At 67.7% G+C, this 17,829-nt stretch carries 21 protein-coding genes and 1 other RNA gene; 10 read left to right on the top strand and 12 right to left on the bottom strand.

Annotated features, from left to right (window positions below; genetic code table 11):
• The first annotated feature begins 100 nt into the window (after window positions 1-100).
• Together BMZ69_RS13720 and BMZ69_RS13715 are read left to right on the top strand one after the other, a co-directional pair.
• Window positions 101-1,594, top strand: coding sequence for an MDR family MFS transporter (locus BMZ69_RS13720; RefSeq protein ID WP_092157387.1), 1,494 nt, complete (start codon window positions 101-103; stop codon window positions 1,592-1,594).
• Between the two features lie 86 nt (window positions 1,595-1,680).
• Window positions 1,681-2,235 carry a DUF1269 domain-containing protein gene (locus BMZ69_RS13715; RefSeq protein ID WP_092157385.1) on the top strand — a complete coding sequence of 185 codons (555 nt, stop codon included), beginning with the start codon at window positions 1,681-1,683 and terminating at the stop codon, window positions 2,233-2,235.
• Between the two features lie 37 nt (window positions 2,236-2,272).
• On the opposite strand, the gene BMZ69_RS13710 is transcribed toward BMZ69_RS13715, so the two are convergent.
• Window positions 2,273-2,866 carry a hypothetical protein gene (locus tag BMZ69_RS13710; protein WP_092157383.1) on the bottom strand — a complete coding sequence of 198 codons (594 nt, stop codon included), beginning with the start codon at window positions 2,864-2,866 and terminating at the stop codon, window positions 2,273-2,275.
• 20 nt (window positions 2,867-2,886) lie between these two features.
• The gene (gene dapD, locus BMZ69_RS13705; protein WP_092157381.1) at window positions 2,887-3,729 is read right to left on the bottom strand and encodes a 2,3,4,5-tetrahydropyridine-2,6-dicarboxylate N-succinyltransferase; all 843 of its coding nucleotides are present in this window, start codon (window positions 3,727-3,729) and stop codon (window positions 2,887-2,889) included.
• A 210-nt stretch (window positions 3,730-3,939) separates the two neighbouring features.
• Here dapD and BMZ69_RS13700 point away from each other — a divergent pair, with 210 nt between their 5' ends.
• The gene (locus BMZ69_RS13700; protein WP_092157379.1) at window positions 3,940-4,227 is read left to right on the top strand and encodes a hypothetical protein; all 288 of its coding nucleotides are present in this window, start codon (window positions 3,940-3,942) and stop codon (window positions 4,225-4,227) included.
• A 6-nt stretch (window positions 4,228-4,233) separates the two neighbouring features.
• On the opposite strand, the gene recR is transcribed toward BMZ69_RS13700, so the two are convergent.
• The 5 genes from recR to BMZ69_RS13675 all read right to left on the bottom strand — a co-directional run bounded on the left by recR (window position 4,234) and on the right by BMZ69_RS13675 (window position 8,007).
• Window positions 4,234-4,839: a recombination mediator RecR gene (recR, locus tag BMZ69_RS13695; protein WP_092157376.1), complete on the bottom strand. Its 606-nt coding sequence runs from the start codon at window positions 4,837-4,839 to the stop codon at window positions 4,234-4,236.
• A 104-nt stretch (window positions 4,840-4,943) separates the two neighbouring features.
• Window positions 4,944-5,264 (bottom strand): YbaB/EbfC family nucleoid-associated protein, encoded by a 321-nt coding sequence (locus tag BMZ69_RS13690; protein ID WP_092157374.1) that lies wholly within the window; start codon window positions 5,262-5,264, stop codon window positions 4,944-4,946.
• Between the two features lie 15 nt (window positions 5,265-5,279).
• Window positions 5,280-7,124: a DNA polymerase III subunit gamma/tau gene (locus BMZ69_RS13685; protein WP_092157372.1), complete on the bottom strand. Its 1,845-nt coding sequence runs from the start codon at window positions 7,122-7,124 to the stop codon at window positions 5,280-5,282.
• A gap of 125 nt (window positions 7,125-7,249) precedes the next feature.
• Window positions 7,250-7,346: signal recognition particle sRNA small type (gene ffs / locus BMZ69_RS13680), an RNA gene on the bottom strand.
• Window positions 7,347-7,401: 55 nt separating this feature from the next.
• A complete protein-coding gene (locus BMZ69_RS13675; RefSeq protein ID WP_092157370.1) occupies window positions 7,402-8,007 on the bottom strand; it encodes a leucine-rich repeat domain-containing protein in 606 nt (201 codons plus the stop codon).
• Window positions 8,008-8,165: 158 nt separating this feature from the next.
• Here BMZ69_RS13675 and rpmH point away from each other — a divergent pair, with 158 nt between their 5' ends.
• The 6 genes from rpmH to BMZ69_RS13645 all read left to right on the top strand — a co-directional run bounded on the left by rpmH (window position 8,166) and on the right by BMZ69_RS13645 (window position 13,189).
• Complete coding sequence (gene rpmH, locus BMZ69_RS13670; protein WP_038364779.1) at window positions 8,166-8,300, top strand: 50S ribosomal protein L34; 135 nt, start codon at window positions 8,166-8,168, stop codon at window positions 8,298-8,300.
• A gap of 53 nt (window positions 8,301-8,353) precedes the next feature.
• Window positions 8,354-8,737 (top strand): ribonuclease P protein component, encoded by a 384-nt coding sequence (rnpA, locus tag BMZ69_RS13665; protein WP_175506799.1) that lies wholly within the window; start codon window positions 8,354-8,356, stop codon window positions 8,735-8,737.
• A gap of 44 nt (window positions 8,738-8,781) precedes the next feature.
• Entirely contained in the window at window positions 8,782-10,674 is a 1,893-nt protein-coding gene (gene yidC / locus BMZ69_RS13660; RefSeq protein WP_092157555.1) for a membrane protein insertase YidC, read from the top strand.
• Between the two features lie 139 nt (window positions 10,675-10,813).
• Window positions 10,814-11,446: a CatB-related O-acetyltransferase gene (locus BMZ69_RS13655; protein ID WP_092157366.1), complete on the top strand. Its 633-nt coding sequence runs from the start codon at window positions 10,814-10,816 to the stop codon at window positions 11,444-11,446.
• Between the two features lie 9 nt (window positions 11,447-11,455).
• Window positions 11,456-12,121 (top strand): ribosome biogenesis GTP-binding protein YihA/YsxC, encoded by a 666-nt coding sequence (gene yihA, locus BMZ69_RS13650; protein WP_092157364.1) that lies wholly within the window; start codon window positions 11,456-11,458, stop codon window positions 12,119-12,121.
• 213 nt (window positions 12,122-12,334) lie between these two features.
• A complete protein-coding gene (locus tag BMZ69_RS13645) occupies window positions 12,335-13,189 on the top strand; it encodes a VOC family protein (protein WP_092157362.1) in 855 nt (284 codons plus the stop codon).
• A gap of 5 nt (window positions 13,190-13,194) precedes the next feature.
• On the opposite strand, the gene BMZ69_RS13640 is transcribed toward BMZ69_RS13645, so the two are convergent.
• The 5 genes from BMZ69_RS13640 to BMZ69_RS13620 form a co-directional block, all read right to left on the bottom strand.
• Window positions 13,195-13,647 carry a GNAT family N-acetyltransferase gene (locus BMZ69_RS13640; RefSeq protein ID WP_092157360.1) on the bottom strand — a complete coding sequence of 151 codons (453 nt, stop codon included), beginning with the start codon at window positions 13,645-13,647 and terminating at the stop codon, window positions 13,195-13,197.
• A complete protein-coding gene (gene cysK, locus BMZ69_RS13635; protein ID WP_092157358.1) occupies window positions 13,644-14,618 on the bottom strand; it encodes a cysteine synthase A in 975 nt (324 codons plus the stop codon). The genes BMZ69_RS13640 and cysK overlap by 4 nt, the downstream gene beginning before the upstream one ends.
• A 107-nt stretch (window positions 14,619-14,725) precedes the next feature.
• Complete coding sequence (locus BMZ69_RS13630) at window positions 14,726-15,178, bottom strand: RrF2 family transcriptional regulator (RefSeq protein WP_092157356.1); 453 nt, start codon at window positions 15,176-15,178, stop codon at window positions 14,726-14,728.
• Complete coding sequence (gene dut, locus BMZ69_RS13625) at window positions 15,175-15,660, bottom strand: dUTP diphosphatase (RefSeq protein WP_092157354.1); 486 nt, start codon at window positions 15,658-15,660, stop codon at window positions 15,175-15,177. The genes BMZ69_RS13630 and dut overlap by 4 nt, the downstream gene beginning before the upstream one ends.
• A gap of 6 nt (window positions 15,661-15,666) precedes the next feature.
• Window positions 15,667-16,935 (bottom strand): phosphopantothenoylcysteine decarboxylase domain-containing protein, encoded by a 1,269-nt coding sequence (locus BMZ69_RS13620; protein ID WP_092157352.1) that lies wholly within the window; start codon window positions 16,933-16,935, stop codon window positions 15,667-15,669.
• A 178-nt stretch (window positions 16,936-17,113) separates the two neighbouring features.
• Here BMZ69_RS13620 and BMZ69_RS13615 point away from each other — a divergent pair, with 178 nt between their 5' ends.
• Window positions 17,114-17,821, top strand: coding sequence for a CoA transferase subunit A (locus BMZ69_RS13615; RefSeq protein ID WP_092157350.1), 708 nt, complete (start codon window positions 17,114-17,116; stop codon window positions 17,819-17,821).
• Window positions 17,822-17,829: the final 8 nt, after the last annotated feature.

Here is a 17,829-nt window from a genome sequence, read left to right as displayed (position 1 = left end):
GCGCCCACTTCGCGGCGGCCTTGCGTCTCCACCTCTGGCGCATGACGGGCCCGCGTTCTATCCTCCACCATTCCCCAGACACAGGACGAGCCGAGCACCGATGGACAAGCGGGTCGAGACGCCGCCGGCGCAGGCGGCGCTTTCCCATGCCGACATCCGGTCGATCCTGATCGGGACCATGCTCGCCATGTTCCTGGCCGCGCTCGACCAGACCATTGTCGCGACCGCGATGCCGACGATCGGGCGCGAACTCGGCGACGTCGCCCATCTGCCTTGGGTCGTCACTGCCTATCTGCTCGCCTCGACGGCGGTGACGCCGCTCTATGGCAAGTTCGCCGACATCCATGGCCGGCGCGTCACCATGCTCGGCGGCATCGTGATCTTCGTGATCGGCTCGCTCGCCTGCGCGCTCGCGCCCTCGCTCTGGCTGCTGGTCGCCGCCCGTTTCGTGCAGGGGCTCGGCGGCGGCGGACTGATCGCCATGGCGCAGACCATCGTCGGCGACATGGTCCCGCCCAAGGAGCGCGGCAAATACCAGGTCTATTTCGCCACCGTCTTCTTCACCTCCTCGCTGCTCGGCCCGGTGCTCGGCGGCCTGATCGCCGAGGCGCTGCACTGGTCGGTGATCTTCTGGATCAACCTGCCGCTCGGAATCGGCGCCTATTGGATGACCGACAAGGCCCTGCAGCGCCTGCCGCGGCATGAGCGGCCGCACAAGCTCGACGTGCTCGGCGCGCTGCTGATGACCGGCGCGACCATGACACTGCTGCTCGCGCTGTCCTGGGGCGGCACGCATTATCCCTGGGGCTCGCCGCCGATCCTCGGCCTGGTCGCCGGCTCGACTTTGCTCTGGATCTGCTTCGCCTGGCGCCTGCGCACCGCGGACGAACCGCTGATCCCGCTGACCGTCCTGGCCAATCCGGTAGTCCGCAATGCCACCATCGCCGCCGGCTTCGGCATGGGCACCTTCATCGGCCTCACCATCTACCTGCCGCTCTATTTCGAGACCGTGGCGGGCCTGTCCGCCGCCAATTCCGGGCTCGGCCTGATCCCGCTGACCTGCGGCACGGTCCTCGGTGCAACCTCGTCCGGCCGGGCGATGGGCAGGCTGACGCATTACAAGCGCGTGCCGGTCGCGGGCTTGAGTCTCGCGCTCGTCGGCACCGCCGTGCTGATCGCCTATGGCGACCAGCTGCCGCTCTGGGCCTTCGGGCTCGTCCTCGCCCTGATCAGCGTCGGCTTCGGCATGCTCCTGCCGGTCGCGACCGTCTCGATCCAGAACGCCGTGCCGATGCACCAGCTCGGCACGGCCACCGGCACGGCCAATTTCTTCCGCCAGATCGGCGGGGCGCTGATCGTCGCCATCTTCGGCGCTATCGTGCTCGGCGGCATGGGTGCCAGCGGCGCCGGGCTCTCGGCCGAGACGCTCAAGGCCGGCGGCGTCGATCGCGCCACCATGGTTGGGCTGTTCCGCTATGTCTTCGCGGCGAGCTTTGCGGGATTCGCCTTGGCGCTGCTCTTCCTGTTACGCATGCAGGAGCTGCCGCTGCGTGGTTCGGCTCTCGCGGCTGCGAAGGAGGTGGCCGGGGATTAGCGGAACGGGCCGCTTCGTCGCGCGTTTGCCGCAAGCCCGTCACAGAGCGGTTGCAGCTTGAGCTGTCGCGTCAGAGGAGTAGCGCCATGTCCGATCTCGTCGTCATCGTCTATCCGACCGAAGCCAGGGCCGAGGAAATGCGGCAGAAGCTCTTCGGGCTGCAGAAGGAATACCTGATCCAGATCAGCGACGCCGCGATCGCGGTGATGCACGAGGATGGCAAGGTCAAGCTCAACCAGCTGCTCAACACCACCGCGCTCGGCGCGGCTTCCGGCGGCTTCTGGGGCCTGCTGATCGGCGCGATCTTCCTGATGCCGATCTTCGGTGCGGCGATCGGCGCCGCCTCCGGCGCGCTCGGCGGGGCGCTGAGCGATTACGGCGTCAACGACGCCTTCATGAAGGAGCTGTCCGCCAGCCTGCAGCCGGGCAATGCCGCGCTCTTCGTGCTGATCCAGAAGATGACGGGCGACAAGGTGCTCGAGGCGATCAAGGGCACCGGCGGGGTCGTGCTCAAGACCTCGCTCGACCATTCGCAGGAGCAGGCGCTGCGCGATGCGCTCGCCGCCTCGCCGGCTGCGCAGCGGCAGGAGCTGGCGCCGGGTTCAGCCGAGCCTGCGCCGAATCCGATCCCCGGCGCCTGAGCGCTAGTTGCGGGTGAGCGCGAGGGTAACCTCGCGCCTACCGCCGTTTGAAGCTCTGCTTGGCGATGGTGAGCGTGATGGTGCGGCCGGTCTCGGCCGAGCCTTCCATATTGTGCGCCTTGAGCTCGGCGCCGATCCCGGTCAGACGCAGGCCGGCAGGATCGTCGGGCAGGCTCCAGCTGTGGGTATCGGCATGGAAGGCGAGTGGCTGGTCGAAGCGGCCGCCAGCCCCTGCCAGGAAGGCGTTGATCTGGCCGATCGTGCCGGCCTTGGTCTGGTCGAGCCGGACGCGGTAGAGCGCACGCCGGCCGATCAGATCGAGCTCGACTCCGATGACGACATGCTCGGCCGGGTGGCGGGTGAAGACGCTGGTCGAGGAGACGCTGCGACGATCGATCGTCGCCTCGGCGTTCATGCGTACGACGCCGCCCATGTCGGTCGACAGGCGCTGGCCGGCGCTTGGCGCGCTGGCATCGGCCTCCGAGCCGATCGCGACCCTGATCGCCTGCCCGGCCAGCGGCTTGCCGGTCTCGTCGACGAGCTTCAGCGTCAGGTTGACCTGCTCGGCGCGCGGCTGTTGCGCTGAGAGGGTGAAGAGCGAGAGGGCTGCGGCGCTCAGAAGGGCCTTCATGGGCTCCGCTTTCTCCAGCTTTAGTCGCGCAGCAGTTCGTTGATGCCGGTCTTGGCGCGGGTCTGGGCGTCGACCGTCTTGACGATCACGGCGCAGTAGAGCGAGGGACCGGGCGTGCCGTCATTCAGCGGCTTGCCCGGCAGCGAGCCGGCGACCACGACCGAATAGGGCGGCACCTTGCCGACATGGACATGGCCGGTGGCGCGGTCGACGATCTTGGTGGTGGCCGAGATGAACACGCCCATGGCGAGTACCGAGCCTTCGCCGACGACGACGCCCTCGACCACCTCGGAGCGGGCGCCGATGAAGCAGTTGTCCTCGATGATGGTCGGGTTAGCCTGCAGCGGCTCAAGCACGCCGCCAATGCCGACGCCGCCGGAGAGATGCACGTTCTTGCCGATCTGGGCGCAGGAGCCGACCGTCGCCCAGGTGTCGACCATGGTGCCGGAATCGACATAGGCGCCGATATTGACGAAGGACGGCATCAGGATGACGTTCGGCGCGAGATAGGAGCCCTTGCGCGCCGCCGCCGGCGGCACGACGCGGAAGCCGGCGGCGCGGAAGCGGTTCTCGCCCCAGCCGGCGAACTTCGACGGCACCTTGTCCCAGAACACGCCTTCGCCCGGGCCATGCGCCATGATCTCGTTGTCGGCGAGGCGGAAGGAGAGCAGCACCGCCTTCTTCAGCCACTGATTCGTCACCCACTCGCCGCCGACCTTCTCGGCGACGCGGGCCTGGCCGGAATCGAGCAGTTCGATCGCCTGTTCGACCGCCTCGCGGATCGCGCCCTTGGTGCTGATGCCGATCTCGGCCCGGTTCTCCCAGGCGGCGTCGATCGTGGTGGCGAGATCGGTCAGGGACATGGAGCGGCTCTCTCGTCATGGTCGGCCTTGTGCCGACCATCCACGTTTTGCGACGTGGATGAAAAGGGGAAGACGTGGATGCTCGGGACAAGCCCGAGCATGACGCGGTGAGCGATGGCGGAACCATGCGGCGCCGTCAAGGCAAAGCGGGAACACCCGGGGCGCAAGCATGTTACAATCCCAGCGGAGCCAATTCAGCGGACGCGACAGATGACCCGGATTCTCACGATGCTTTTTGCCCTCGGTCTCGCCGGTACGGCGCTGGCGCAAGGGCGCCCGCAATCCCAGTCGCTCAGTTGCGCCGCCAACCGCCAGAGCGTCATCGCCAACGGCGCGATCGTACTCGGCACCGGTGGCTATACCTATGACCGTTTCGTGGTCCATCGCGGCTTCTGCCAGTTCGACGAATATGCCGATCCGGCCTGGGTGCCGGCCCGCGACACCCCGCAATGCTTCGTTGGCTACCGCTGCAAGAGCAATCGGCCCTGGGACGACTGAAAAGCCTCAGAAGCCCGTGCGCTGGCGGATCGCGGCCGCCAGCGTGCCGTCGTCGAGATAGTCGAGCTCGCCGCCGACCGGCACGCCATGGGCGAGCTTGGTCACCTTGATCTCGAGATGCGCCAGCAGGTCGGTGATGAAATGCGCGGTGGTCTGGCCTTCGACCGTGGCGTTGAGCGCGAGGATCACTTCCTTCACCGCCGGTTCCGAGGCGCGGGCGACGAGCGCGTCGAGCGTCAGGTTCTCAGGCCGGATACCGTCGAGCGCCGAGAGCACGCCGCCCAGCACGTGATATCGGCCGCCGACCGCGCCGGAGCGCTCCAGCGCCCAGAGATCGGCGATGTCCGCGACGACGACGATCAGGCTGTCGTCGCGGCGCGGATCGCGGCAGAGCCCGCACGGGTCGCTGGTGTCGACATTGCCGCAGGTCGAGCAGACGACGATGCGCTCGCGCGCCACCGCCATCGCCTCGGCCAGCGGGCCGAGCAATTGCTCGCGCTTCTTGACGAGATGGAGCGCGGCGCGCCTGGCCGAGCGGGGGCCCAGGCCCGGCAATTTGGCCAGGAGCTGGATCAGGCGCTCGATCTCGGGGCCGGCGATGGCTTTCGACATGGGTCTCTGGGGCGTCATGGTCGGCCTTGAGCCGACCATCTCGGGACAAGAGGCATTCTGAAAGAGATGCCCGGGTCAAGCCCGGGCATGACTGCCTTCGACCCTCAGAACAGCTTCATGCCAGGCGGGATCGGCAGGCCGCGGGTGACCTCGGCCATCCGCTCCTGCACCGAGCGCTCGGCCTTGTTGCGGGCGTCGTTGCTGGCGGAGATGACGAGGTCCTCGAGGATCTCCTCCTCGCCCTGAACCATCAGGCTCGGGTCGATCTTCACCGATTTCAGCACGTTCTTGGCGGTCATCACCACCTTCACCAGACCGCCGCCGGCCGAGCCCTCGAATTCGAGCGTCTCGAGCTGGGCCTGCATGTCGGCCATTTTCTTCTGCATGTCCTGCGCCTGCTTCATCAGGCCCATCATGTCGCGCATGGCGGCGCTCCCTCGTCAGTTGTCGGTCCAGAATTCGACGCCGTCGAAATCGGGCTCGCTGTCGTCGAAGAGCGGCTCGGTTTCCGGCAGATCCTCGTCGCCACCGGCAGCGGTGGTCGGCGTCTCGGCTTCCGCCGCGCGCGGATCGCGGACGTCGACGATGCGTGCGCCCGGGAAACGCTCCATCACGGCGCGCACGGCCGGGTGGTTGGCGGCGTCGTTCTCGCGCTTGTCGCGCGCCGCCGCCGCCTGCTCGCGCAGCGTCGCCGTGCCCTCGGCGTTGACGACGGCAACCAGCCAGGTCTGGCCGGTCCATTCCTTCAGCCGCTTCGACAAATCGTTGGCGAGCATGCGGTTGCCATGCTCGGCCAGCGCGAACTCGATCCGGCCCTGCTCGAAGCGCACCAGGCGGACATCGCGCTCCAGCGCCAGCTTCATGGTGATGTCGCGCTGGCGCGAGGCGAGCGCGACGACCTCCTCGAAGCTCTGCGGCTGCGGCAGGGCGCTGGCGCGCGGCTGCGCGGCGGCAGGCATCGGATTGGCGCTGGCCAGCACCGGGCGGGCCGCGAGCGCGGTCGCACCACCGCCCGAGGGCGGGCGCGGCGCGGGCGAGCCATTGCCACCGACGGCGCCGCTGCCGTCGCGCAGCATCCGCAGCGCCTCGTCGGGCGTCGGCAGGTCGGCGGCATGAGCGAGGCGCACCAGCGCCATCTCGGCGGCCATCACCGGCCGGTCGGCCTGGCGGACTTCGCCGATCGCCTTCAGCAGCATCTGCCAGGCTCGGGCCAGCACGCGAATCGAGAGGCGCTGGGCGAAATCGGCGCCGCGTACCCGCTCGGCCTGGGACAGGCTTGAATCCTTGGCCGCCTCCGGCACGAGCTTGAGGCGGGTGACGAGATGGCTGAACTCGGCGAGGTCGGCGAGCACCACCGCCGGATCGGCCCCGGCGTCGTATTGTGCCCTGAGCTCGGTCAGGGCACCGGCGATGTCGCCCTTCATCGTGAGCTCGAACAGGTCGATCACGCGCGCCCGATCGGAGAGACCGAGCATCGTGCGGACTTCGTCCAGGGTGATCCTGCCGCCGGCATGGGCGATCGCCTGGTCGAGGATCGAGAGCGAATCGCGTACCGAGCCCTCGGCGGCGCGGGCCACGGCGGCGAGCGCCTCTCCTTCAGCCTCGATCCCTTCCGCCTGGCAGATCCTGTCGAGATGGCCGACGAGGAGGGCGGCATCGACGCGGCGCAGATCGAAGCGCTGGCAGCGCGACAGCACCGTCACCGGCACCTTGCGGATCTCGGTTGTGGCGAAGATGAACTTGGCGTGCGGCGGCGGCTCCTCCAGCGTCTTCAGGAAGGCGTTGAAGGCGCCTCCCGAGAGCATGTGGACCTCGTCGATGATGTAGACCTTGTAGCGCGCGCTGGTCGGGGCGTAGCGCACCGCGTCGTTGATCTGGCGGACATTGTCGACGCCGTTGTTCGAGGCGGCGTCGATCTCCATCACGTCGATATGGCGGCCCTCGACGATCGCCTGGCAGTGCACGCCGAACTGCGAGAGGTCGGTGGTCGGAGCGCCGCTGCCATCCGCGTTCTGATAGTTCAGCGCCCGCGCCAGGATACGCGCCGTCGTGGTCTTGCCGACACCGCGCACGCCGGTCAGCATCCAGGCCTGCGGAATGCGCCCGGCAGCAAACGCGTTGGTCAGCGTCCGGACCATGGCGTCCTGGCCGATCAGGTCGCCGAAATGCGCCGGCCGGTATTTGCGCGCCAGCACGCGGTAGCCCGCGGGCGCTGCGGCCGGGGCTGGCACCGGGGCCATGCCGGGGAAGCCCGGCTCGTCGGCGGGGACGGTCTCGTCGGTCATGCCCCTGCTTTCGCCAATCGCGGCGCGCCGGTCAACGGCGCATCTGCCATAGGAGAGCGCGAACGCGTCAGGAATGTGAGGAGGCGCGGCGCGCACGGTTCAAGCGCAGCCGAAGCTCGCGCTGAAGTAGGAGGTTGGACGAAGACCCGTTCGGTCTCGTTACGGCTGCTTCCTTCCGGACCTGACCGGGTTGGCGAGTGAGACGTCCCTCGCCAACCTCCCGGGCGCTATATCGGTATTTTGGGGGCTGAGCGCAAGCGACATCTTGCCGGCTCGCTCAGACGCGGATGAGCTTCGGCGGCGGTGAGTAGGCGCCGATGCAGCCGGTCGCCGCATGGAACCGGGCGATCTCGTCCTTGGGGAGATGGCCGAACCAGGCGGTGCGCAGATTGCTGCACCGCTCGAGCGGCCGCAGCGATTGCTCGGGCGTGCGGATGCCGATCAGCGTGATGTTCTCGAGGCTGCGCAGTTCTCCCAGCGGCTCGAATGAGGCGACCGTCAGCCGCTTGCTGCCGGAGTCCCAGCTCGGCGGCGTCTCGATCAGCAGTGTCCTGAGATTCTGAAGATGCGCAAGCGGCGCCAGATCGGTCACCTTCGGCAGGTGCAGCAGCCGCAGATACGTCAAGCTACCGAGCCCTTGGAGGAACGTCAGATCGGGATCCGGAATCGACATGATCGCCAGCTCTTCCAGGCCGGTGAAGGCAGCGACCGGTTTCAGAGTCCGGTATTTGCAGTTCCATATCCGGGCGGCGCGGTATCCGGCGGGGTCGGCGACCTCCGGAAACTGCCTCTGCGCATCCCATTCCCGGTCGAAAACAGGAGCGTGTCCGATGCCGGCGCTGGATAGGGGGGTGCTTGTCATGGCCGCGACCGTGCGGCGCATGCCGCTTAGGATTGACTTCATCCGCCCCATCCGCCATAAGCCCGCGACCTGCGCTGCCCCGGCAGCGCTGACCCTTATTGCATGACAGGCTTGGCTGACGCTGGCTTTCCCTCCGGGAGCCGTGTTCGCCCTGCCGAACAAGGCCCCGGAGACGGACCGTGAAGAGAACCTATCAACCCAGCAAGCTGGTGCGCAAGCGCCGCCACGGCTACCGCGCCCGCATGGCGACCAAGGGCGGCCGCAAGGTCATCGCCGCTCGTCGCGCCCACGGCCGCAAGCGCCTGTCGGCCTGATGAACTCAAGGCGCGCTTCAGGCGCGCCCGTTCCGGAAGACTGGCCAATCGCCATGCGCCTCGCCCGTCTGACGCAACGCAAGGACTTTCTCGCGGCGGCCGAGCACGGCCGCCGTTTTCGTTCGTCCGCCTTCACCGCGCAGGTCCTCGACAAGCCGGAACAGGAGGGTTTGCGCCTCGGCCTGACCGCCTCGCGTAAGACCGGCAACGCCGTGGTGCGCAACCGCATCCGCCGCCGCCTGCGCGCTGCCGCTGCACTTGCCCTCGCGGAGCAGACCGGCAAGCCCTGCGATCTCGTGATCGTCGCCCGACCAGAGACCGTGAACGCTGCGTTCACGGCCATGGTCGCTGACATTGCGGTCGCGCTCGACCGCGCCCGCCCGAGCGGCGGCAAGCGCCGCCCCGACCGGCGCTCCGCTTCGCGCCAAGCCTCATAGACGCCCGCCAGGGCCGCCAGCGAGACCGTTTTCAGACGATGATGATGAAAGAAGACAACCGCAATCTGCTGCTGGCGATCACGCTCTCGGTCGTCGTGCTGCTCGGCTGGCAATATTTCTACGGTCTGCCCCAGGCCGAGAAGCAGAAGCAGATCGCGCAGCAGAACCAGCAGACGCAGAGCCAGCAGGCAACTCAGCCGTCCGGCGCGCCGGCGGCTCCCGGCACCGCTCCGGCTCCGGGCCAGGGCAGCGCTCCGGCGCAGCCCGGCCAGGCACCCGTCACGGCCGCCACCGCCGCGACCCGCGAGGCGGCGCTCGCCGCCGGTCCGCGCCTCAAGATCGACACGCCCAAGATCGCCGGTTCGCTCTCGCTGACCGGCGCGCGCATCGACGACGTCTCGCTCAAGGCCTATCATGAGACGGTCGATCCGAAGAGCCCGATCATCGTGCTGCTCTCGCCGGCCGGCGGGCCGAATGCCTATTATTCCGATTTCGGCTGGGTTGCGGGGCCGGGCGCCAATGTCGCTTTGCCGAACGCGACGACGGTCTGGACTGCCGACAGCCAGGTCCTGACCGCGGCCAAGCCGGTGGTGCTGAGCTGGGATAACGGCCAGGGCCTCACCTTCAAGCGCACCATCGCGGTCGACGACAATGCGATGTTCTCGATCCGCGACGAGGTCGAGAACAAGGGCGCCAACGCCGTCACCCTCTACCCCTATGGCCAGGTCGTTCGCGTCGGCAAGCCGGCGACGCTCGGCTACTATGTGCTGCACGAGGGCATGATCGGCTCGCTCGGCGAGCAGGGTCTGCAGGAATACACCTATGACGCCATCGACAAGGAGCCGGCGCTCGGCTCGGCGACGCATGGCAAGGCCTGGAAGGATGTGGTCGGCGGCTTCGTCGGCATCACCGACAAGTATTGGGCCGCGGCCGCCATCCCCGACCAGGGCAAGAAATACGAGGGCCGCTATTCCTCGGTGCAGACCGGTTCGGTGCGCACCTATCAGGCCGACTTCCTCGGCGAAGCCGTCAATGTCGCGCCGGGCTCTTCGGCCAGCGCCTCCTCGCGCCTGTTCGCCGGCGCCAAGGAAGTGGCCGCGATCGACGGTTACGAAAAGAACCTCGGCATCAAGCGCTTCGAGCTGATGATCGACTGGGGCTGGTTCTATTTCATCACAAAGCCGATGTTCTACGTGATGGACTGGGTCTACAAGCATGTCGGCAATTTCGGCATCGCCATCCTGGTCGTGACCGTCCTGCTGAAACTGCTGTTCTTCCCGCTCGCCAACAAGTCCTACGCCTCGATGGCGAAGATGAAGGCGGTGCAGCCGGAGATGATGGCGATCCGCGAGCGCTATGCTGACGACAAGATGAAGCAGCAGCAGGCGCTGATGGAGCTGTACAAGACCCAGAAGATCAACCCGCTCGCCGGCTGCTGGCCGGTGCTGGTGCAGATCCCGGTCTTCTTCGCGCTCTACAAGATCCTGTTCATCACCATCGAGATGCGGCACGCGCCGTTCTATGGCTGGATCAAGGACCTCGCCGCGCCGGACCCGACCAATCTCTTCAACCTGTTCGGCCTCCTGCCGTTCACGCCGCCGGCCATGCTGCATCTCGGCATCTGGCCGATCCTGATGGGCATCACGATGTTCGTGCAGATGAAGATGAATCCGGAGCCGCCGGATCCGGTCCAGAAGATGATGTTCACCTGGATGCCGGTGTTCTTCACCTTCCTGCTCGGCTCGTTCCCGGCCGGCCTGGTGATCTACTGGAGCTGGAACAACCTGCTTTCGGTCGCCCAGCAGGGCTACATCATGCGCAAGCACGGCGTGAAGATCGAGCTCTGGGACAATCTCAAGGGCATGTTCAGCAAGAAGCCGGCGACCGCGAACGGCGCCGCCACGACGCCGAAGCCGGCGAACAGCAACAAGAAGTGAGGCCGCGGGGCGAGAGCCCCGGCCACGATGACATGGAACGCCGGACGCCTCTCGGGGCTCCGGCGTTTTTGTTTTGCGGATGGCCTCGTGCCGCTTCGCGGCTTGTCCGGGGCGGTGGCGATGTGCTTAGTGCCGCGCCATGCCCTTACCTGATCCCAAGACCCGCCATCCGATCGCCGGCTGGAAGGGCACGGCCTTCCTCAAGGCCGTGGTCGACCATCCGCTCGTCGAGGTCGGCGACTACAGCTACTATGATGACTCGCGCGGGCCCGAGCACTTCCTCGCCCGCTGCGTGCGCTATCATTTCGACTTCATCGGCGACCGGCTGATCATCGGCAAGTTCGTCGCGATCGCCCAGGCGGCGCAGTTCATCATGAACGGCGCCAACCATCCGATGGGCGGCTTCTCGACCTATCCGTTCGGCATGTTCGGTTTCGAGAACGTGCCCGACTTCACCCGCGACGGCCTCGGCCTGCGCGGCGACACCGTGATCGGCAACGATGTCTGGATCGGCCGCGAGGCGGTGATCATGCCCGGCGTCAGCATCGGCGACGGCGCGATCATCGGGACGCGCGCCCAGGTGTCCCGCGATGTGCCACCCTATGCCGTGGTGGTCGGCAATCCCGGCCGCGTCGTGAAGCTGCGTTTCGCGCCGGAGGTGATCTCGGCCCTGCTCGAAGTCCGCTGGTGGGACTGGGAGCCCGAGAAGATCGCACGCAACCTGCCCCTGATCGCCGGCGCGGACATCGACGCGCTGCGCGCCGCCGTGTAGGCAGGGGCGATGACCACAGATCAGACCGCGCCCTTCAGCGACGACGAACTCGAATCCGCCCGAAAACTCTTCGAGGGGCCGTGGGAGTTCGTCTGGGCCTCGACCCGGATCGACGATTTGCCGCCCATGGTCGGCCAGGAGATCGCCTTCGCCGGCCGCTCCAATGTCGGCAAGTCGAGCCTGATCAACGCGCTCACCCGCCGCAACGCGCTGGCGCGCACCTCGCACACGCCGGGCCGGACCCAACAGCTCAACTTCTTCCGCCAGGTCGGCCATGACGAGCGCCTGACCATCGTCGACATGCCCGGCTATGGCTATGCCGCCGTCGGCAAGGAGAAGGTCGCGGCCTGGACCAGGCTGATCCACGACTATCTGCGCGGCCGCGCCAATCTGATGAGGGTCTATGTGCTGATCGACGCCCGGCATGGCCTGAAGGATGTCGACGACGACGTGCTGAAGACGCTCGACAAGGCAGCGGTGTCCTATCAGGTGATCCTGACCAAGGGCGATGCGCTCAAGAAATCCGAACAGGAGGCCATGATTGCGGCGACCGCCGAGAAGATCAGGCGGCGCCCGGCCGCTTTTCCCGAGGTGCTGCTGACCTCCAGCGAGAAGGGGCTCGGCATCCCCGAGTTCCGGGCGGCGATCGCAAGGGCGCTGGCGGAGCGGGCCTGACGGCCTTGGCCGTCATCGCGAGCGGGGCGAAGCAATCCAGCTCGCAGAGCTCCTGGCCCCTGGGTTGCTTCGTCGCTTCGCTCCTCGCAATGACGGTGGAGCAGGATTGCGGCTATGCAATCTCGGACTTGCCTCGCGAGGGGACGACAAGCGCGGCTGAAAACCCCATCTTGCTGACGGGCGGCCCTGCCGCCGCAAGTTTGGAGCAGCCCCATGTCCGTAGCCGCCGACACCCAGGCCCAGCCCCGCAACGAGGCGCTCGATGCCCCCGTCCATATCGGCGCGGTCTCCCTGCGCGTGCGCGATCTCCCTGGCCTGACGGCATTCTATCGGGATGCGATCGGGCTTTCGGTGATCGAGCAGGATGCCGACCATGCCGTGCTCGGCGCGGGCGGGGAGCCGCTGGTGAAGCTGGAAGCCGGCGCACAGCACCCATCTTCGGCCGCCGGCCTGTTCCACATGGCGATCCTGCTGCCCTCGCGCCGCGATCTCGGCAACTGGCTGCGGCATGCAGCCGAGGCGCGCATCGGGCTGGAAGGCGCCTCGAACCATCTCGTCAGCGAGGCGCTCTATCTCTCCGATCCCGAGGGCAACGGCATCGAGGTCTATCGCGACCGCAGCCGCCCCGAATGGCCGCGCCTCGACGGCGGCCGGCTCAAGATGGCGACCGAGCGGCTCGACCTCGACGCGCTGCTGCGCGACGCCGACGGGCGCGCCTATGCCGGCATGCCGGAGCGCACGGTGATGGGCCACATCCATCTGCGCGTCGGCGATGTCGCAGAGGCCGAGCGCTTCTACCGCGATGCGCTCGGCTTCGAGGTGATGGTGCACTATCCCGGCGCGAGCTTCATGGCGACCGGCGGCTACCACCACCACATCGCCACCAACACCTGGCACAGCCGCGGCGCCGGCCCACGCCGCGAGAATGAGGCGGGTCTGGCGAGTTTCGAGCTTGTCGCGCGTGACGATGAGGCTCGCGCGGCGCTGAGCCGGCGCCTGGCGGCGTCCGGTGGCGATGCCGGATCGGCGGTCGATCCCTGGGGCAACCGGATCACGCTGCGAAACTGAGTATCTCAGCGCGCCAGCAGATGGCTGCGGCGCGTGCCGCTGCTATCCGGCCGAAAACCCATCGCCTCCCAGAAGGCGGATGCGCCGGCATCGGCGGCATTGAGCGAGAGCCGCGGCGCCAGCGCAAGGCCTTGCTGGATCAGCGCGCCGGCGAGCGCACGGCCGACGCCTTCGCGCCGGTTGCCCGGCCGGACATAGACATGGCGGATGCGCAGCAGATCGGGCGCCGGGTCGTAAGGGTCGGGCGTCACCGCGCCGATCGCCGCTAAAATGCCCTCGCGATAGACGGCGAACAGCGTGCTCCGCTCGTCCGTGCCGGCATAGCGCCCGGCATCCCATTCCTCCAGGATGCCTTCGACGAAGCGATAGCCCTCGGCCGCCGCCTCGTCCTGCAAGGCGGGCAGATCGTCCGGCAGGGCCTCGCTCAGCCGGACGATCTGCAGGCTCGCTGGGATCACAGACCTTCGAACAGGGCGCTGGAGATGTAGCGCTCGGCAAAGGAGGGGATGATCACCACGATCGTCTTGCCGGCATTCTCCGGCCGGGCGCCGACCTCCAGCGCCGCGGCGATGGCCGCGCCCGAGGAGATGCCGGCCGGGATGCCTTCGGCCTTGGCGAGTGCGCGCGCGGTCTCGAAGGCGGTCTGGTTGCCGACGGTGACGACCTCGTCGATCACGCCGCGGTCGAGGATGCCCGGCACGAAGCCGGCGCCGATGCCCTGGATCTTGTGCGGGCCGGGCTGGCCGCCCGACAGCACCGGCGAATCCTCCGGCTCGATCGCGACCATCTTCACCGACGGCTTCTTGGCCTTCAGCACCTGGCCGACGCCGGTGATGGTGCCGCCGGTGCCGACGCCGGAGATGACGATGTCGACGGCGCCATTGGTGTCGTTCCAGATCTCCTCCGCCGTGGTCTTGCGGTGGATCGCCGGATTGGCCGGGTTCTCGAACTGCTGCGGGATGATCGCGCCGGGAATCTCGTTCTTGAGCTCCTCGGCCTTGGCAACGGCGCCGCGCATGCCGCCGGGGCCGGGCGTCAGCACGAGCTCGGCGCCGAGGAAGGCCAGCATCTTGCGGCGCTCGAGCGACATCGTCTCGGGCATGACCAGGATGAGGCGATAGCCGCGCGCGGCGGCGACGAAGGCGAGTGCGATGCCGGTATTACCCGAGGTCGGCTCGATCAACGTGCCGCCCGGCTTGAGCGCGCCAGAGGCCTCGAGCGCATCGATCATGGCGACGCCGATGCGGTCCTTGACGCTGGAGATCGGGTTGAAGAATTCGAGCTTGGCCAGGATCGTCGCGTTGACGCCGCGCTCGGCCGGCAGGCGGTTCAAGCGAACCAGCGGGGTGTCGCCGATCGTGTCGGTGATCGAATTGTAGACGCGGCCGCGGCCGGGAACATGGGCGGGCTTCTGCGTTGCGTCGGCCATGGCGGCCTCCCTTGCTGGTGATCTAGGCGGGTCGTCTCGGATCGAGAACTTGCGCTCAAGCTAGCATCAAATCACAGAATATGTCGAGGAATGGAGTATTTAACATACTAGATTGTAAAATCTGTGTCGGCTGTCGGCTTCCCGGTCGCGGCGCGCTCTTCGGCCTCGCGACAAAGATCGGCCACGGTGACGGCGTCGAGCCTGGCGAGCCAGGCTTCCATGGCCTGCTGCATCATCGGATCGACCACGGCGTCCACCAAGGCCGAACGCGGCAGTGGCGGCAGGGTTTCGTCGGCATTGGCCTGCATCGCGGCGCGCACGATCTCGCCGGCGGTGATGCGGCGGCGCTCGCGCGCGAGTTCATAGCCGCCGCGCGGCCCCCGCACGCCCTTGAGGATCCCGACCCTGACCAGCGCCTGCAGCACCGTTTCGAGATGGCGCGGCGGCAATTCGTGCCGCGCCGCCAGTGCCTTGGCCGCAACCGGGGTGGGCCGGGCATGCAGGGCGATGTCGACTACTGCGGTGACCGCGAGCAGGCTACGGCGCGAGAGCTGGATCATGCCTTGCCTCCGGCGCCCCGCCGGGAGGCGGTGTCGCTCATCCCCGTCGAGCCGAAGCCACCAGCGCCACGCGTGGTTTCGCTGAGCTCCTCGACCTCGACGATTCCCACCTGCAGCACCGCGGCGACGACGAGTTGGGCGATGCGGTCGCCATGCGCGACGATGAAAGCCTCCTGGCCGTGATTGATCAGGATCACCTTGACCTCGCCGCGGTAGTCAGCATCGATCGTGCCGGGCGTATTGAGCAGTGTCACACCGTGGCGCAGTGCTAGGCCCGAGCGCGGCCTGACCTGGCCCTCGGTACCCTCAGGCAGTTCGAGCACGAGACCGGTCGGCACCAGCAGGCGCGCGCCCGGCACCAGCTCAAGCGGTCCGTCGGACAAGGCGGCGCGCAGATCGAGCCCGGCCGCGCCTGCGGTCTCGTAGGCCGGCAGCGGCAGATCGTGGGCGTGCGGCAGGCGCCGGATGCGGAGCGTCGCCATCGGCCGTCAGCCCTTGTGCGCCAGCAGATCGGCGAAATGCGCGACGAGGCGCGTCGCCACCTCCGCTTTCGGCAGGGTCGGCCAGGTCTCGACGCTGTCGGTGCTGACGAGGTGGACGGTGTTGGCGTCGCCACCCATCACCCCGGTGCCGCCGACGTCATTGGCCACGATCAGGTCGCAGCCCTTCTTCGCCAGCTTGGCGCGGGCATAGTCGACGACGTTCTGCGTCTCCGCGGCGAAGCCGACGACCAGGGCCGGCCGGTCAACCTCGCGCGCCGCGATGGTGGCGAGAATGTCGGGGTTCTCGACCAGAGCGAGGCTGGGCGGGCCCTTGCCGTCCTTTTTCATCTTCTGGCCGGCGGCATCGGCGCTGCGCCAGTCGGCGACGGCCGCGGCGAAGATCGCGATATCGGCCGGCAGTGCGCTTTCGGTCGCCGCCAGCATGTCGCGGGCGCTCTCGACATGGACGGTGTTGACCCCCACCGGATCGGCGATGGTCACCGGCCCGGAGATCAGCGTCACCTGCGCGCCCGCGGCCGCCGCGGCTGCCGCGATGGCGTGGCCCTGCTTGCCGGAGGAGCGGTTGGCGATATAGCGCACCGGGTCGATCGGCTCATGCGTCGGGCCGGAGGTGACGAGCACGCGCTTGCCCGCCAGCGGCTTCGGCCCGGATGGCGCGCCACCGGGCAGACGGCCCAGAAAGCCGATCGAGGGCGTCTGCCTGCTGTCGCCGGCGAGCGCCAATTCGATCGCGGCGAGCAGCTCATGCGGCTCGGCCATCCGGCCGGGGCCGCTCTCGCCGCGCTCGGCCATGGCGCCGGAATTGGGGCCTACGACGAGGACGCCATCCTTCTGCAGCGTCGCCATGTTACGCTGCGTCGCCGGATGCTGCCACATCCGCGGGTTCATGGCCGGGGCGATCAGGATCCGTTTATTCGTCGCCAGTAGCGCTGTGGAGGCGAGATCGTCGGCATGGCCGTTCGCCATCTTGGCGATGAGGTCGGCGGTGGCGGGCGCGACGACCAGAAGATCGGTCGAGCGCGACAGGGCGATATGGCCGATATCGGCCTCGTCCGTCAGCGAGAACAGGTCGGTGAAGCATTTCTCGCCCGCGAGCGAGGAGACCGCGAGCGGCGTCACGAACTGCTCGCCGGCCCTGGTCAGGATGCAGCGGCAGGCGATGCCGTGATCCTTCAGGCGCCGGATCAGCTCCAGGCACTTATAGGCGGCGATGCCGCCGCCGATGATCAAGAGGATGGAGCGGGAAGCGGACAAGGGCGTGGCTCCGGAAGGCAGGGCGCGCCGTTTGGTAGCATCGGCCGGGCCGGGCTGTCATGTGCCGTGCAACGCTGCACGAGAGGCGCGTCAGTGACGCATGTTGCAACCGCACCATGCGCTCGGCTAGTTGTTTTCGAAGGCTCCCTTGCGATCACCCAGCGACGAAGGCATCCCGATGAAGAAGGTTTTTCCTGACGCCAAGGCGGCGCTCGCCGGCGTCGTCAAGGATGGCATGACCATCATGGCCGGCGGTTTCGGCCTCTGCGGCATTCCCGATACGCTGATCGAGGCGATCCGCGACTCCGGCGCCAAGAACCTGACCTTCATCTCCAACAATGCCGGCGTCGACGGCGCCGGCCTCGGCATCCTGCTCGAGACCAAGCAGATTAGGAAGATGATCAGCTCTTACGTCGGCGAGAACAAGCTTTTCGCCGAGCAGTACCTTTCCGGCCAGCTCGAGCTCGAATTCAACCCTCAGGGCACGCTGGCCGAGCGCATCCGTGCCGGCGGCGCCGGCATCCCCGCCTTCTTCACCAAGACCGGCGTCGGCACACTGATCGCCGAAGGCAAGGAGGAGCGCGAGTTCGACGGCGAGCGCTACATCATGGAGCGCGGCCTCTTCGCCGACATCTCGATCGTCCATGCCTGGAAGGGCGATACCGAGGGCAACCTCGTCTACCGGAAGACGGCGCGCAACTTCAATCCGATGATGGCCTCGGCCTCGCGCATGACGATCGCCCAGGTCGAGCATCTCGTCCCGGCTGGCGAGATCGACCCGGACCAGATCCACACCCCTGGCATCTTCGTGAAGCGCATCGTGCACGTCGCCAATCCGGTGAAGCGCATCGAGCAGCGCACCGTGCGCAAGCGCGAAACGGCTTGAGAAGGAGA

Source organism: Allobosea sp. CRIB-10 (assembly GCF_900112185.1).
GTDB lineage: Bacteria > Pseudomonadota > Alphaproteobacteria > Rhizobiales > Beijerinckiaceae > Allobosea.
The sequence above is the reverse complement of the archived record's forward strand: the minus strand, read 5'-3'. Positions and strand labels throughout refer to the sequence as shown.

Excerpts from the sequence above, each read along its gene's own strand:
- BMZ69_RS13690 (WP_092157374.1), bottom strand. The coding sequence starts at position 5,264 with ATGCGCGACATGATGGGCCTGATGAAGCAGGCGCAGGACATGCAGAAG.
- BMZ69_RS13685 (WP_092157372.1), bottom strand. The coding sequence starts at position 7,124 with ATGACCGACGAGACCGTCCCCGCCGACGAGCCGGGCTTCCCCGGCATG.
- BMZ69_RS13655 (WP_092157366.1), top strand. The coding sequence starts at position 10,814 with ATGCCCTTACCTGATCCCAAGACCCGCCATCCGATCGCCGGCTGGAAG.
- BMZ69_RS13700 (WP_092157379.1), top strand. The coding sequence starts at position 3,940 with ATGACCCGGATTCTCACGATGCTTTTTGCCCTCGGTCTCGCCGGTACG.
- BMZ69_RS13615 (WP_092157350.1), top strand. The coding sequence starts at position 17,114 with ATGAAGAAGGTTTTTCCTGACGCCAAGGCGGCGCTCGCCGGCGTCGTC.
- recR (WP_092157376.1), bottom strand. The coding sequence starts at position 4,839 with ATGTCGAAAGCCATCGCCGGCCCCGAGATCGAGCGCCTGATCCAGCTC.
- dut (WP_092157354.1), bottom strand. The coding sequence starts at position 15,660 with ATGGCGACGCTCCGCATCCGGCGCCTGCCGCACGCCCACGATCTGCCG.
- yidC (WP_092157555.1), top strand. The coding sequence starts at position 8,782 with ATGAAAGAAGACAACCGCAATCTGCTGCTGGCGATCACGCTCTCGGTC.
- BMZ69_RS13710 (WP_092157383.1), bottom strand. The coding sequence starts at position 2,866 with ATGAAGGCCCTTCTGAGCGCCGCAGCCCTCTCGCTCTTCACCCTCTCA.
- rnpA (WP_175506799.1), top strand. The coding sequence starts at position 8,354 with ATGCGCCTCGCCCGTCTGACGCAACGCAAGGACTTTCTCGCGGCGGCC.
- BMZ69_RS13675 (WP_092157370.1), bottom strand. The coding sequence starts at position 8,007 with ATGCGCCGCACGGTCGCGGCCATGACAAGCACCCCCCTATCCAGCGCC.
- yihA (WP_092157364.1), top strand. The coding sequence starts at position 11,456 with ATGACCACAGATCAGACCGCGCCCTTCAGCGACGACGAACTCGAATCC.
- cysK (WP_092157358.1), bottom strand. The coding sequence starts at position 14,618 with ATGGCCGACGCAACGCAGAAGCCCGCCCATGTTCCCGGCCGCGGCCGC.
- BMZ69_RS13630 (WP_092157356.1), bottom strand. The coding sequence starts at position 15,178 with ATGATCCAGCTCTCGCGCCGTAGCCTGCTCGCGGTCACCGCAGTAGTC.
- BMZ69_RS13715 (WP_092157385.1), top strand. The coding sequence starts at position 1,681 with ATGTCCGATCTCGTCGTCATCGTCTATCCGACCGAAGCCAGGGCCGAG.
- BMZ69_RS13720 (WP_092157387.1), top strand. The coding sequence starts at position 101 with ATGGACAAGCGGGTCGAGACGCCGCCGGCGCAGGCGGCGCTTTCCCAT.
- dapD (WP_092157381.1), bottom strand. The coding sequence starts at position 3,729 with ATGTCCCTGACCGATCTCGCCACCACGATCGACGCCGCCTGGGAGAAC.
- BMZ69_RS13645 (WP_092157362.1), top strand. The coding sequence starts at position 12,335 with ATGTCCGTAGCCGCCGACACCCAGGCCCAGCCCCGCAACGAGGCGCTC.